8 protein-coding genes and 1 pseudogene are annotated in these 15,091 nt (G+C 71.1%); 7 read left to right on the top strand and 2 right to left on the bottom strand.

The genetic code is table 11. The features are described 5' to 3' along the window. Positions 1-37: 37 nt before the first annotated feature. The 6 genes from EAO75_RS05415 to EAO75_RS05390 all read left to right on the top strand — a co-directional run bounded on the left by EAO75_RS05415 (position 38) and on the right by EAO75_RS05390 (position 10,524). On the top strand, positions 38-1,750 hold the full coding sequence (locus EAO75_RS05415) for an ABC transporter ATP-binding protein (protein WP_147993823.1): 1,713 nt from the start codon (positions 38-40) through the stop codon (positions 1,748-1,750). 131 nt (positions 1,751-1,881) lie between these two features. Continuing rightward, positions 1,882-3,612: an ABC transporter ATP-binding protein gene (locus EAO75_RS05410; RefSeq protein ID WP_261989188.1), complete on the top strand. Its 1,731-nt coding sequence runs from the start codon at positions 1,882-1,884 to the stop codon at positions 3,610-3,612. Between the two features lie 89 nt (positions 3,613-3,701). Next, positions 3,702-5,732 (top strand): NAD(+) synthase, encoded by a 2,031-nt coding sequence (locus EAO75_RS05405; RefSeq protein ID WP_147993822.1) that lies wholly within the window; start codon positions 3,702-3,704, stop codon positions 5,730-5,732. Between the two features lie 283 nt (positions 5,733-6,015). Further along, entirely contained in the window at positions 6,016-8,058 is a 2,043-nt protein-coding gene (locus tag EAO75_RS05400; RefSeq protein ID WP_147993821.1) for a M4 family metallopeptidase, read from the top strand. Positions 8,059-8,269: 211 nt separating this feature from the next. Next, entirely contained in the window at positions 8,270-9,934 is a 1,665-nt protein-coding gene (locus tag EAO75_RS05395; protein WP_147993820.1) for a M4 family metallopeptidase, read from the top strand. 83 nt (positions 9,935-10,017) lie between these two features. Beyond that, positions 10,018-10,524 (top strand): DUF1990 family protein, encoded by a 507-nt coding sequence (locus EAO75_RS05390; RefSeq protein WP_147993819.1) that lies wholly within the window; start codon positions 10,018-10,020, stop codon positions 10,522-10,524. A gap of 39 nt (positions 10,525-10,563) precedes the next feature. On the opposite strand, the gene EAO75_RS05385 is transcribed toward EAO75_RS05390, so the two are convergent. Next, entirely contained in the window at positions 10,564-13,194 is a 2,631-nt protein-coding gene (locus EAO75_RS05385) for a glycosyltransferase family 1 protein (protein WP_147993818.1), read from the bottom strand. A gap of 323 nt (positions 13,195-13,517) precedes the next feature. Between EAO75_RS05385 and EAO75_RS05380 the strand changes: the two genes are divergently transcribed. Continuing rightward, positions 13,518-14,720, top strand: a complete 1,203-nt coding sequence (locus EAO75_RS05380; protein ID WP_147993817.1) for a S8 family peptidase — start codon at positions 13,518-13,520, stop codon at positions 14,718-14,720. A gap of 256 nt (positions 14,721-14,976) precedes the next feature. Here the strand turns inward: EAO75_RS05380 and EAO75_RS48490 are convergent. After that, positions 14,977-15,091: pseudogene (locus tag EAO75_RS48490) on the bottom strand (S8 family serine peptidase); the annotation flags it as partial.

The following is a 15,091-nucleotide window of genomic DNA, read 5'->3' as shown; positions in this document are numbered from 1 at the left end:
CCGGGCGGCACGAGCGAGGAACGGGGCACGGGGAACGATGATCGACGCGTACGAGGATCCGGGCGAGCCCGACTGTCGCGGCGGCGCGCGCTATCTGTGGTGGCTGGTGACCCAGCAGGCGAGGCGGTCCGTGCTCGGGGCCCTGATCTCCGCCGTGTGGATGGTGCTGCTGGCGGCGACGCCGTATCTGCTCTCGCGCGCCGTGGACGAGGGGCTCGCGCCCGGTGACTACGCGGCGCTGGTGGCGTGGACGGGTGCGCTGGCCGGGGTGCATGTGTTCAACGCCTGGCTGAGCATCATGCGGCACCGCACGATGACCCGGGTGCGGATGGACGCCCTCTTCCGCACGATCAAGGTCCTGGTCGGGCAGTCCGTGCGGCTGGGCGCCGCGCTGCCGCGCCGGATCGGCGCCGGGGAGGTCGTCACGATCGGCGTGGGCGACGTGCAGACCATCAGCAACTCCCTGACCGTCATCGGGCCCGGGTTCGGGGCGATCGTCGCCTATCTGGCGGTCGCCGTGCTGCTGGTGTCGGTGTCCGTGCCGATCGCGGTGGTCGTGCTGCTGGGGATGCCTGCCATCGCCGTGCTCGTCGGACCGCTGCTCGGGCGGCTGCAGGGCACGGAGACGGAGTACCGGGAGCGGCAGGGCATCCTGACCGCCCGTATCGCCGACCTCGCGGGCGGACTGCGCGTCCTCAACGGCCTCGGAGGCAAGGACCTCGTCGCCGACGCCTTCCACCGCGACTCGCAGCGGCTGCGCGCGCAGGGGTACCGGGTCGGGGCGGTGACCAGCTGGGTGCAGGCGCTGGGGCTGGGACTGCCGACGCTGTTCCTGGCCGTGGTCACCTGGCTTGCGGCCCGGATGGCCGCCCAAGGGACCATCACGGTGGGCGAGTTGGTCTCGGTCTACGGCTACGTCGCGGTCCTCGTCCGCCCGGTGGCGTTCTTCGTCGAGTTCGTCTACCAGGGGGCCCGCGGTGTGGTGGCGGCCCGGCGGGTCGTACGGTTCCTGCGGCTGGAGCCGATGACCGACACCGGCACCCGGGACGCGCCCGCGGAACAGGCGGCGCTGCACGACCCCGAGTCCGGCGTCCGGGTACTGCCGGGCCACCTGACCGCACTGGCCGGCGCGCTGCCGGCGGACACGGCGGCCGTGGTCGACCGCCTGGGCCGCTACACCGCGTCGACGGCGACCTGGGGCGGCGTCCCCCTGTCCGAGATCGCGTTGCCGCAGCTCCGGGCCCGCATCCTGGTCGCCGACCACGAGTCCGACCTGTTCGCGGACACCCTGCGGGAGCTGATCGCCGGCCACGCGGACCGGGACGATTCGGCCATCGCACAGGCGGTGCACACGGCGGTCGCCGAGGACATCGTCCGCGGCCTCCCCGACGGCCTCGACACCCCGATCGACGCCCAGGGCCGCAACCTCTCCGGCGGCCAGCGCCAGCGCATCCGCCTGGTCCGCGCCCTGCTGGCCGATCCCGAGGTACTCCTGGCGGTGGAACCGACGTCGGCCCTGGACGCCCACACGGAGGCAAGGGTGGCGCAGCGCCTGCACGCGGCGAGACAGGGCCGCACGACGGTCGTGACGACCACGTCCCCCCTGCTCCTGGACCGCGCGGACACGGTCCACTACTTGGCCGACGGCAAGGTGGCGGCGACGGGCACACACCGAGAACTCATGAGCACCGAGCCGGGATACCGCGCCCTGGTGGCACGCAACGAGGACGCCGAGGAGTTTGTCAGGTGACGGAATCTCAGCCCACCTCAGGGGCGCGGGGCCGTATCAGTCAGCGGCTCCGCCGGGAGCGACCAGCCACACCCGACCCGCACCCGGCAGACAACCCCGAGCCCCGAGCTCTCTCCCGCACATCCCTCCCCATCGCGGAACCCAAGGACGTACGCCGAGCCACCACCCGCCTCATCCGAGCCGACGCCCGAGCCTTCACAGCCGTACTCGCCCTCAACTCCCTCGCAGCGATCGCCGGCCTGGCGGCCCCCTGGCTGGTGGGCCGCATCATCGACGAGGTCCGCGCCGGCCACGGCGTGGCGCCGGTGGACCACCTCGCCCTGGCCATCCTGATCGCGGCAACAGCCCAGCTGTTGCTGGCCCGCTGGGCCCGCTACGTAGGCCACCGCTTCGGCGAACGCACCCTCGCCCGCGTCCGCGAGGAGTTCGTCGACCGCACCCTCGCCCTCCCCGCGAACGTCGTGGAGCGAGCCGGCGCCGGCGACCTCACCGCCCGCGGCACCGCCGACGTCGCCCTGGTCGGCACGACCCTGCGCGACGTCGGCCCGGTGATGCTCATCAGCTCCGTCCAGGTGGTGTTCCTGCTGGCCGCGGTGATCACGCTGAACCCGCTGCTCGGCGTCTGCGGAGTGCTCGGCTTCGGCGGCATCCGGTGGGCGCTGCGCTGGTATCTGCGCCGGGCACGCGACGGCTACCTCGCCGAGGGCGCGGCCACCTCGGACGTCGCGGAGATCCTCGCGGCCACGGCGACCGGCGCCCGCACGGTGGAGGCGCTGCGTCTCGAAAAGCGGCGAGTGAGCGCGAGCCGCGACGCCCTGGAGACGTCGCGCCGCACCCGCTTCCACACCCTGTTCCTGCGCAGCGTCTTCTTCCCGGCCGTCGAGATGTCGTACGTCGTCCCCGTCGCCACGGTCCTGCTCCTCGGCGGTGTCCTGCTGGAGCGGGGCGAGCTGAGCCTCGGCTCCGTCGTGGCGGCCGCCCTGTATCTGCAACAGCTGGCCGAGCCGCTGGACGAGATCCTGATGCGGGTCGAGCAACTCCAGAGCAGCGGCGCCTCCTTCGCCCGGGTGGAGGGCCTGGCGCGGGCGCCACAGGCCACGGCGACCGACTCTCCGACACCCGCCGACGACCGCATCGACGTGACCGGCGTGCGCTACGCCTACGACCGCGGCGGCGAGGTCCTCGGCGGTGTCGACCTGACCGTCCGGCCGGGGGAACGGCTGGCGGTGGTCGGCCCGTCCGGCGCCGGGAAGACAACCCTCAGCAGACTCCTCGCGGGCGTGGACGCGCCGACCGCCGGCTCGGTCACGGTCGGCGGTGTCCCGGTCGTCGCGCTCGGCCCGGAGCAGCTGCGCCGCCAGGTCGTCCTGGTCACCCAGGAGCACCACGTCTTCCTCGGCACGGTCCGCGACAACCTGCGGATCGCCGAGCCGTCGGCCACGGACGAGGAGCTGTGGGCCGCCCTGACCGCGGTCGGCGCCGACACCTGGGTACGACGGCTGCCCGAGGGCCTGGACACGGCACTCGGCGACGGAGGCCGCGCCACGGACGGCTCGCAGGCGCAGCAGCTCGCGCTCGCCCGCGTGGTGCTGGCCGACCCGCACACCCTGATCCTCGACGAGGCGACGGCCCTGCTCGACCCGACGACCGCCCGCCACACCGAGCGCGCCCTGGCCGCCGTACTTCAGGGCCGTACGGTCATCGCCATCGCGCACCGGCTGCACACCGCGCACGACGCGGACCGTGTGGCCGTGATGGAGAACGGCCTCCTCACCGAGCTCGGCACGCATGACGAGCTGGTCGCGGCGGGCGGGGCGTACTCCTCGCTGTGGCGGTCCTGGCACGGGGAGCGGCCCGCCTGAACAGGCGATCTATGCTCGTTGCCGTAGGAGATCCCTGGCACGCTGAAGAAAGCCAGCTGGAGAAAGCCACAGTAGAAAGCCGCGGTCCATTGAACTTCTGGTCGATCTACCAGCACGGCTTCGCGCGGGTCGCCGCGTGTACGGGCCACACCGTCATCGCCGACCCGCACGCCAACGCGGAGGCGGCGCTGCGGCAGGCGCGCGCGTGCGCGCAGGAGGGCGTGGCGGTCGCCGTCTTCCCCGAGCTGGGCCTGACCGGCTACTCGATCGAGGACCTGCTGCTCCAGGACCCGGTGCTCGACGAGGTCGAGCAGGCGCTCCAGGCCGTGGTGGCCGGGTCGGCGGACCTGCTGCCGGTGCTGGTGGTCGGCGCGCCGCTGCGGCATCGCCACCGGATCTACAACTGCGCGGTGATCGTGCACCGCGGGCGGATCCTCGGCGTCGCGCCGAAGTCGTACCCGCCGAACTACCGCGAGTTCTACGAGCGGCGCCAGATCGCGTCCGGCGAGGACGAGCGCGGCGGCACGATCCGGGTCGGCGGCGCGGAGGTCCCCTTCGGCGTGGACCTGCTGTTCGAGGCGCGGGACGTCCCGGGCCTGGTGCTGCACGCGGAGATCTGCGAGGACATGTGGGTGCCGGTGCCGCCGAGCGCGGAGGCGGCGCTGGCCGGCGCGACCGTGCTCGCCAACCTCTCCGGCAGCCCGATCACGGTCGGCCGGGCCGAGGACCGCCGGCTGCTGTGCCGGGCGGCGTCCGCGCGCTGTCTGGCGGCGTACGTCTACTCGGCGGCAGGGCTCGGCGAGTCGACGACCGACCTGTCCTGGGACGGGCAGACCATGATCTACGAGAACGGCGCCCTGCTCGCCGAGTCGGACCGCTTCCCGCTCGGTGACCAGTACGCCGTGGCCGACGTCGACCTCGACCTGCTGCGGCAGGAGCGGCAGCGGATGGGCACCTTCGACGACAACCGGCGCGCGCACGCCGGGCGCACCGGCGACTTCCGGCGAATCGAGTTCCGGCTCGACCCGCCGACGACCGACCTCGGACTGAAGCGCCGCGTCGAGCGCTTCCCGTTCGTGCCCGCCGACGCCGAACGCCTCGCCCTGGACTGCTACGAGGCGTACAACATCCAGGTGGCGGGCCTTCAGCAGCGGCTCGCGGCGATCGGCGGCCCGAAGGTCGTGATCGGGGTGTCCGGCGGCCTGGACTCCACGCACGCGCTGATCGTCGCCGCCCGGGCGATGGACCGTGCCGGGCGCCCGCGCAGCGACATCCTGGCCTTCACGCTGCCCGGCTTCGCCACCAGCGACCACACCAAGGGCAACGCCCACAAGCTGATGAACTCGCTCGGCGTCACCGCGGCCGAGCTGGACATCACGCCCACCGCGCGGCTGATGCTTCAGGAGATGGGCCACCCGTTCGCGTCCGGCGAGCCGGTGTACGACGTCACCTTCGAGAACGTGCAGGCGGGCCTGCGCACCGACTACCTGTTCCGGCTCGCGAACCAGCGCGGCGGCATCGTGCTCGGCACCGGCGACCTGTCGGAGCTGGCGCTCGGCTGGTCGACGTACGGCGTGGGCGACCAGATGAGCCACTACAACGTCAACTCCGGTGTGCCGAAGACCCTGATCCAGCATCTGATCCGCTGGGTCATCGGCAGCGAGCAGTTCGACGAGGAGACCGGCGGGACGCTGGCCGCGATCRTCGACACGGAGATCAGTCCGGAGCTGGTGCCGGGCGAGGAGATGCAGTCGACCGAGTCGAAGATCGGGCCGTACGCGCTGCACGACTTCACGCTCTTCCATGTGCTGCGGTACGGCTTCCGGCCGTCGAAGATCGCGTTCCTGGCCTGGCACGCCTGGCACGACGCGGAGGCGGGCGCGTGGCCGCCGGGCTTCCCCGAGGCGAAGCGGGTGGCCTACGACCTGGCCGAGATCCGGCGCTGGCTGGAGGTCTTCTGCCGTCGCTTCTTCGCGTTCGCACAGTTCAAGCGCTCGGCGATGCCGAACGGTCCGAAGGTCTCGGCGGGCGGTTCGCTCTCGCCCCGCGGCGACTGGCGGGCCCCGTCGGACGGCAACGCGGCCGCGTGGCTGCGCGATCTCGCGCGCTTCGACGTTTGATGCGTCTGGTCCGTTTATCGAACGTGAATTCCCGGACAACGAACGATTTCCGGCCAACTTTCTGACGCGGTCCTGACAGAAACCGCAACCACCTGCCACTCTTCCCACGGCCGCGCCACAGCAACCCCACACGACGGTGCCCGCGGCCGAACTCCCGCACGCGCACGTTCAGTTCCCGCACGCGCACGTCGTTCTGCGTACTACCCCGAACTGCCCGGACGGCCCACCCGCCGACCGGTCTCCCCTGGCCGCGTGATCCGCGGCCGCGCAGAAGGAGTCAGTGTTGAGAGACAGTTCCTCCCACAGACGCGCCCCCCACACGGCGCCCCGCCGAGTTGCCGCCGTCGCCCTCGTGGGCGTCGCCGCTCTGATCGCCGCGGCCGTCCAGACCGGCGCCGCCACCGCAGCCCCGGAGAAGGCACCGTCGGCCGCGGGCAAGGTCCTACCGGGCGCCGAGTCCGTCAAGCTGTCCCCCGCCCAGCGCGCCGAGCTGATACGCGAGGCCAACTCCACCAAGGCGGACACCGCCAAGGACCTGGGCCTCGGCGCCAAGGAGAAGCTGGTCGTGCGTGACGTCGTCAAGGACGGCGACGGCACGGTCCACACCCGCTACGAGCGGACCTACGACGGCCTGCCCGTCCTCGGCGGCGACCTGGTCGTCGAGACCACGAAGTCCGGCGCGACCAAGGACGTCGTGAAGGCGACCCGCGCCGCCATCAAGCCGGCGACCACGACCGCCGCCGTACCCGCCGCCAAGGCTGAGAAGCAGGCGCTGGCCGCGGCGAAGGCCGAGGACGCCAAGAGCCCGGACGTCAACAAGGCGCCGCGCAAGGTGATCTGGGCCGCGAAGGGCAAGCCGACCCTCGCCTACGAGACCGTCGTCGGCGGCCTCCAGGAGGACGGCACCCCGAGCGAGCTGCACGTCATCACCGACGCCGCCACCGGCAAGAAGCTCTACGAGTACCAGGGCATCGAGACCGGCACCGGCAACACGATGTACAGCGGCTCGGTCACGCTCGGCACCACGCAGTCGGGGTCGACGTACAACCTGACCGACGGCGCGCGCGGCAGCCACAAGACGTACAACCTCAACCGCGGCACCTCCGGCACCGGCACGCTCTTCTCGGGCCCGGACGACGTGTGGGGCAACGGCAACCCGTCCAACCTGGAGACGGCGGGCGCCGACGCGCACTACGGTGCCGCGCTGACGTGGGACTACTACAAGAACGTGCACGGCCGCAGCGGTATCAAGGGCGACGGCGTCGGCGCGTACTCCCGGGTCCACTACGGCAACAACTACGTCAACGCGTTCTGGTCCGACAGCTGCTTCTGCATGACGTACGGCGACGGTTCGGGCAACACCCACCCGCTGACGTCCATCGACGTGGCCGGCCACGAGATGACCCACGGCGTCACCTCCAACACCGCGGGCCTCATCTACAGCGGCGAGTCCGGCGGTCTGAACGAGGCCACCTCCGACATCTTCGGCTCGACCGTCGAGTTCTACGCCAACAACGCCTCCGACGTCGGTGACTACCTCATCGGCGAGGAGATCGACATCAACGGCGACGGCACCCCGCTGCGCTACATGGACAAGCCGAGCAAGGACGGCGCGTCCAAGGACGCCTGGTACTCGGGCATCGGCTCGATCGACGTGCACTACTCCTCGGGCCCCGCGAACCACTTCTTCTACCTCCTGAGCGAGGGCAGCGGCACCAAGACCATCAACGGTGTCACCTACGACTCGCCCACCTCGGACGGCCTTCCGGTCACCGGCATCGGCCGCGACAAGGCGGAGAAGATCTGGTTCCGCTCGCTGACCACCAAGTTCACCTCGAACACCAACTACGCGGCCGCCCGCACCGGCACCCTCGCGGCCGCCGGTGAGCTGTACGGCACCACGAGCGCCGAGTACAAGGCCGTGCAGGACGCCTGGGCCGGCGTCGCCGTGGGCACCCGCCCCGGAGGCGGCGGCGGTACGTCGTTCGAGAGCGGCACCGACGTGTCGATCCCGGACAACGGCGCTGCCGTGACGTCGCCGATCACGGTCTCCGGCCGTACCGGCAACGCGCCGTCCAACCTCCAGGTCGCCGTGGACATCGTCCACACCTACATCGGTGACCTCAAGGTGGATCTGCTCGCCCCCGACGGCACGGTGTACACGCTGAAGGGGTACGGCACCGGCGGCAGTTCGGACAACCTCAACACCACGTACACGGTGAACGCGTCCTCCGAGGTCGCCAACGGCGTCTGGACGCTGCGGGTCCAGGACAACGCGGCCATCGACACCGGCTACATCAACAGCTGGAAGGTCACCTTCCCGTAGGCCCGTTCGCGGTCCGTCTCTGACAGGGCGCCGTCTCGGTGGGTTCAACTCCCGCCGGGACGGCGCCCGTTCACATTTCTGAAACATTCACCCAACAGTCAAATCTTGGCCAACATCACCGCCCCCTCCTGACATGTACGCGCCCCAGGTGTCACGCTTCCCTCACCCGCCGCACAAGCACCACTGCACCTCCCCCACAAAAGGAGCTCGTGTGACCCCCCTCTACGCGCGTCGCAAGCGCACGACCCTGGCCATCGCCACCACTGTGGCCGCCGGGGCCCTCCTCACCACCGCGCTGACCACCGGCGGTACGGCCGCCGCGGCCCCCGCGGGCGCCGGCACCAAGGCCGCCCCGCTCGCCGTCCCGGTCGCGCTCGCCCCCGCTGCGCGCACCACGCTCATCAAGGACCAGCAGGCCAAGGCGGCCGACACCGCCGACGAGATAGGCCTCGGCGCCCAGGAGAAGCTGGTCGTCAAGGACGTCGTCAAGGACGCCGACGGCTCGGTCCACACCCGCTACGAGCGCACCTACGCGGGCCTGCCGGTCCTCGGCGGCGACCTGGTCGTCCACGAGTCGGCGTCCGGCGCGAGAAAGGGCGTGACCAAGGCGACCAAGGCCACCATCAAGGTCGCCTCGCTCAAGCCGGCCGTCACGGCCGCCAAGGCCGAGACCCAGGCCGTCAAGTCGGCCAAGGCCGCCGGCTCGGAGAAGACCGCGGCGGACAGCGCGCCCCGCAAGGTCATCTGGGCGGCGAACGGCAAGCCGACCCTCGCCTACGAGACCGTCGTCGGCGGCCTCCAGGACGACGGCACCCCGAACGAGCTGCACGTCATCACCGACGCCGCCACCGGCAAGAAGCTGTTCGAGTACCAGGGCATCGAGACCGGCAGCGGCAAGAGCCTGTACTCGGGCACGGTCACGCTCGGCACGACCAAGTCGGGCTCGACGTACCAGCTCTACGACACCACGCGCGGCGGCCACAAGACGTACAACAAGGCCCGCAGCACCAGCTCCTCGGCCGGCACCCTGTTCACGGACGCGGACGACACCTGGGGCACCGGCAGCGCCTCCAGCTCCTCCACCGACCAGACCGCCGCCGTCGACGCGGCCTACGGCGCGCAGGAGACCTGGGACTTCTACAAGAACACCTTCGGCCGCAGCGGCATCAAGAACGACGGCAAGGCCGCGTACTCGCGCGTCCACTACGGCAACGCCTACGTCAACGCGTTCTGGGACGACAGCTGCTTCTGCATGACGTACGGCGACGGCACGGGTAACACCAACCCGCTGACCTCGCTGGACGTGGCCGGCCACGAGATGACCCACGGCGTCACCTCCAACACCGCGGGCCTGAACTACAGCGGCGAGTCGGGCGGTCTGAACGAGGCCACCTCCGACATCTTCGGCACGGCGGTCGAGTTCTACGCCAAGAACTCCGCCGACGTCGGTGACTACCTCATCGGCGAGGAGATCGACATCAACGGCGACGGCACCCCGCTGCGCTACATGGACAAGCCGAGCAAGGACGGCGGGTCCAAGGACAGCTGGTCCTCGTCGCTGGGCGGCCTGGACGTGCACTACTCCTCGGGCCCCGCGAACCACTTCTTCTACCTCCTGTCGGAGGGCAGCGGCGCGAAGACGATCAACGGGGTGAGCTACGACTCCCCGACGTCCAACGGCTCGACGGTCACCGGTATCGGCCGCGACAAGGCCGCGGCGATCTGGTACAAGGCGCTGACCGAGTACATGACCTCGACCACCAACTACAAGGCCGCCCGCACGGCGACGCTGAGCGCGGCGTCCGCCCTGTACGGCTCCACCAGCACGGAGTACAAGACGGTGGCGGCCGCCTGGTCGGCCATCAACGTGAGCTGACCGTCGGCCTGTTGACCACAGACCGACTTGGGGCGGCACCCGGGACGAAGGCATCCCCGGGTGCCGCCCTACTCTTGGGACCCATGTCCTTCACGTACGACGACGTCGGCGCGACCCGGGAGATCGGCTTCTGCCCGCCCGGCTTCCACCCCCTGCACGTGCGCACCCGCATCGGCGAGGGCGAGGACGTCTTCCGCAGAGCCGCCGAGGCGGTCATGACCTGGGAGATGCACCGCGCGATGGGCGTGGGCATCGACACCGCGTCCGACCGCGCGGCCCCCGACATCGACGTCACCGTCACCCTCGCCGGCGTCATCAAGGCCCCGTGCCGGGTCGTCTGGACGGCGAACGAGTACCGCCGCATCGGCTGGGCCTACGGCACCCTGTCCGGCCACCCGGAGTGCGGCGAGGAGGCGTTCCTCGTGGAGCGCACGGGCGACGGCACGGTCTGGCTGACGGTGCGCGCCTTCAGCCGGGGGGCGAAGTGGTACGCGCGAGCGGGCGGCCCGGCGACACGCGGCCTGCAGCATGCGTATGCGCGGCGCTGCGGTGCGGTGTTGCGGCGGTTGTGCGAGGGCCTGGGCGAGTAGGAACTCGCCCGGACCGCCGGGCCTGCCCGTGCGTGCGGGCTACCGCAGCAACACCCCCGCCCCCTCCCCCACATCCTCCGAAGGCACCGCCACCAACCCCAGCTCCGTGCTCGACGCCAGCAACCGGTGCGCCGGAAGGATCCGGACCGTGTAGCCGTACGGGCCCGTGCGCTCCAGGGAAAGTGGTCCCTCGTAGACCCAGCGCCCGTCGCCGTCCGGACTGCCGACCGGCTTCAGGGGCGCCGTCGACGCGTCCGCGATGCGGTCCTCCGCGTCGACCCGGCCCGAGACGACCTGGACCTCCACGTCGTCGGGGGCGAGGCCGCCGAGGGCGACGCGGACGCGGAGGGTGAGGGTCGTGCCGAGTTCGGCCGTGGCCGTCGCCGTCACGGTCGACACCGACGTCTCCACGTGGTCGACGCTCACGTCGTGCCACGCCGAGCGGACCCGCGTCTTCCAGACCGCCAGCTCGCGCGCCGCGTCCGGGTTCATCGCGCGGTGGGCGTGCGCGGCCGGCGTGTAGAGGCGCTCCACGTATTCGCGGACCATCCGGCCCGCCAGGACCTTCGGGCCGAGCAGGGTGAGGGTCTGGCGGACCATCTCGATCCAACGGTCGGGCAGGCCGCTCTGGCCGTGCTCGTAGAAGCGGGGCGTGACGCGTTGTTCCAGCAGGTCGTACAGCGCCGCGGCCTCTATGTCGTCCCGGCGGTCCGGGTCCGTGCCGGTGCCGTCGGCCGTGGGGATCGCCCAGCCGAAGTCCGGCTGGAACCACTCGTCCCACCAGCCGTCCAGGACGGACAGGTTGAGGCAGCCGTTCAGGGCCGCCTTCATGCCCGACGTGCCGCACGCCTCCAGGGGCCTGAGCGGGTTGTTCAACCAGATGTCGCAGCCGGGGTAGAGCTTCTGGGCCATCGCCATGCCGTAGTCCGGCAGGAAGACGATGCGGTGGCGCACGCGCGGGTCGTCGGCGAACCTCACCAGCTCCTGGACCAGGCGCTTTCCGCCGTCGTCCGCCGGGTGCGCCTTGCCCGCCACCACGATCTGGATGGGGCGCTCCGGGTGCAGGAGCAGGTCCATCAGACGGTCACGGTCGCGGAGCATGAGGGTGAGGCGTTTGTACGACGGGACCCTGCGCGCGAAGCCGATCGTCAGGACGTCGGGGTCCAGCACACCGTCGATCCAGCCCAACTCGGCCGTTCCGGCGCCGCGTTGGCGCCAGGACGCACGTAGCCGCTCCCGCACCTCCATCACGAGCTGCTCGCGCAGCACCCGCCGCAGCTCCCAGATGTCCTGGTCGGGAATCTCCCCGACCGCGTCCCAGCGGTCCGAGCCGCCGACGGTCAGCGCGTCCTCGGTGCGCTGGGCGCCGATCTGGCGGGCACCGAGGCGCAAGACCTCGGGCGCGACCCAGGTCGGGGCGTGGACGCCGTTGGTGACCGAGGTGATCGGGACCTCGGCGGGGTCGAATCCCGGCCACAGGCCCGAGAACATCTCGCGGCTGACGTTGCCGTGCAGCAGCGAGACGCCGTTCGCCCGCTGGCCCAGGCGCAGGCCCATCACGGCCATGTTGAAGAGGTTCGGCTCGCCTCCGGGGTAGGTCTCCATGCCGAGTTGGAGGATGCGCTCGACGTCGATGCCCGGCAGTTCGGCGTCGGGCCCGAAGTGGTGGGCGACCAGCTCGCGGTCGAAGCGGTCGATACCGGCCGGGACGGGGGTGTGGGTGGTGAAGACCGTCCCGGCGCGGACCGCCTCCAGGGCGGAGTCGAAGTCCAGCCCCCCGGCGGCCAGTTCGGCGATGCGCTCCAGGCCCAGGAAGCCCGCATGGCCCTCGTTGGTGTGAAAGACCTCGGGGGCCGGGTGGCCGGTCAGACGGCAGTACGTCCTGACGGCCCGTACTCCTCCTATGCCCAGCAGCATCTCCTGCAGCAGCCGGTGCTCGCTGCCGCCGCCGTAGAGCCGGTCGGTCACCCCGCGTTCGCCGAGGTCGTTCTCCTCGACGTCGGAGTCGAGCATCAGCAGCGGCACCCGGCCGACCTGCGCGAGCCAGACGCGGGCGTGCAGCTGCCTGCCGCCGGGCAGGGCCAGGGAGATCTGGGTGGGGGTGCCGTCGGGTTCCTTCAGGAGCGCCAGCGGCAGCTCGTTGGGGTCCAGGACGGGGTAGTGCTCCTGCTGCCAGCCGTCCCGGGACAGGGTCTGGCGGAAGTAGCCGTGCCGGTACAGCAGCCCGACGCCGATGAGCGGGACGCCGAGGTCGCTGGCCGCCTTGAGGTGGTCCCCGGCGAGGATGCCGAGGCCGCCGGAGTACTGGGGCAGGGCGGCCGTGATGCCGAACTCGGGCGAGAAGTAGGCGACGGCGGTGGGGAGTTCGGCGGACTGTTCCTGGTACCAGCGCTCGCCGGTGACGTAGTCGCCCAGGTCGCCGGCGACCGCGGTCAGCCGGCGCAGGAAGCGGCGGTCCTCGGCCAGCTCCGCAAGGCGCGCGGGCGACACACTGCCCAGCAGCCGTACGGGGTCGTTGCCCGAGGCGGCCCAGCGCTCGGGGTCCACGGACTGGAAGAGGTCACGGGTCTCCGCATGCCAGGACCAGCGCAGATTGCGCGCCAGATCGCTGAGGGGCCGGAGGGGTTCGGGGAGGACAGGTCGGACGGTGAATCGACGGATCGCCTTCACGGTTCACCTCGGGCAGCGCGTGGCAGGGGACACACGGCGGTGTGGGTCCCGTCATCGCCCCCGACGGTATCGGTATGCGGGGCTTCGTAACCACAGTGCGTTTTTGCGACTGTCAAGCGGGGGGAGCAAGGAGCACCTTCGTCCGAAATCAAGCGCAACCTTTACACATCCCTCATAGCCGATATGGCCGATTCCGCCCCCGTAGGCGTCCTTGTGGCGACTTCTCACGTCACGAGAGGGTGACAGATGGCGTACCGGCCACACCGGGTGCACCCGGCGATCCACGGCCGCCGTGCGCCGAGTCGAGGAGGGGAACTCACACCATGGCTCGGACGCGAATACGGCGTCTGCGCCGGGCGGGTGGGCTGACCGCGGTGACCTGTGTCGCCGCGCTTTCGGCCACCACCATGCCCGCGCACGCCGCACCGGAGGGGCAGATACTCGGCGCCGGGGACCCCGGCTCCGTCAGCGGCAGTTACGTGGTGACACTCAAGGGGGGAACGAAGGCTCCGTCGGCGGCGGGAAAGAGCCTCGCCGAGAAGTACGGGGCGAAAATCAGCCACACCTACGGCACGGTTCTCAACGGCTACGCCATCCGGGCGGGCGAGAGACAGGCCAAGCGGCTCGCGGCCGACCCACGGGTCGCCTCGGTCGTCCAGGACACCCGGGTGACGCAGGAGCACACCCAGAAGAACCCGCCGTCCTGGGGCCTGGACCGCATCGATCAGGCCAACCTTCCGCTGAACAAGAGCTACACGTGGCCCGAGTCCGCGGGCGCCGGGGTGACGGTCTACGTCATCGACACCGGCATCCGCATCTCCCACAAGGACTTCGGGGGCCGCGCGAGCTACGGCTGGGACTTCGTCGACAACGACCGGACGGCGAGCGACGGCAACGGCCACGGCACCCATGTCGCCGGCACCATCGCGGGCAGGCAGTTCGGCGTCGCCAAGAACGCCATGGTCGTCGCCGTACGCGTCCTGGACAACGCCGGCGGGGGCACGACGGCCCAGGTCATCGCGGGTATCGACTGGGTGACCAAGCACGCCGGGAAGCCCGCGGTCGCCAACGTCAGCCTCGGCGGCTACCGCAACGCGCAGCTGGACGCCGCCGTGCGCAACTCCATCGCCGCCGGCGTCACCTACACGGTGGCGGCGGGCAACGACGGGCTGCCGGCCGGGTTGTACTCCCCCGCGGCGGTGCGGGAGGCGATCACCGTCGGCGCCACCGGCAAGAACGACGCACGGGCGGGCTTCTCCAACACCGGCTCGGTGCTGGACCTGTTCGCCCCGGGCGTGTCGATCACCTCGGCGTCGTACGCGAGCAACACCGGGCGGGCCACCTACTCCGGTACGTCGATGGCGTCGCCGCACGTGGCGGGCGTGGCCGCGCTCTATCTGGCCGACCATCGCAAGGCGTCGCCGGCGCAGGTGTCCAAGGCGCTGGTGGCACAGGCGGTGTCCGGCAAGGTCTCCGGCCGCGGGCTGGGCTCACCGAACAAACTCTTGCAGGTACCGGGCTCGTAGCGGCCACTTCTCGGCGAAGTCAGGACACCGGCCCCGTTCCTGAGGAACGGGGCCGGTCTTGTGCGTAGACATACGCGTGAGTAGTTAACAAAGTGCCGGATTGCCCACCCGAATAGGGTGGGAAGGCTCCTCCGGTACACCCCACCCGTGCGCCCCCGGGCGCACACCCCAGCGGCGGAGCCGCATTGTCGGCTCAGCCACCACGCAGGACCCACCTCCCCATAGCCATCCGCCCACCAACGTTGACGCGGACAGGAGCGGTCATGCCCGCCACGTGCGGCGACGCCATCGACGTACCGGAGTAGGTGGCCCGCCCGGTGTTGCTCGCGTACGACGCCGAGGTGATCGACACGCCCGGGGCGAACAGGTCC

Origin of the sequence: Streptomyces sp. UW30 (assembly GCF_008042075.1) — a bacterium.
In the GTDB taxonomy this organism is placed as follows: domain Bacteria; phylum Actinomycetota; class Actinomycetes; order Streptomycetales; family Streptomycetaceae; genus Streptomyces.
This window is presented reverse-complemented; position numbering and strand designations above follow the sequence as displayed.

What these genes read in the sequence shown, in the direction of transcription:
- EAO75_RS05390 (WP_147993819.1), top strand. Translation starts at nt 10,018, where the DNA reads ATGTCCTTCACGTACGACGACGTCGGCGCGACCCGGGAGATCGGCTTC.
- EAO75_RS05415 (WP_147993823.1), top strand. Translation starts at nt 38, where the DNA reads ATGATCGACGCGTACGAGGATCCGGGCGAGCCCGACTGTCGCGGCGGC.
- EAO75_RS05380 (WP_147993817.1), top strand. Translation starts at nt 13,518, where the DNA reads ATGGCTCGGACGCGAATACGGCGTCTGCGCCGGGCGGGTGGGCTGACC.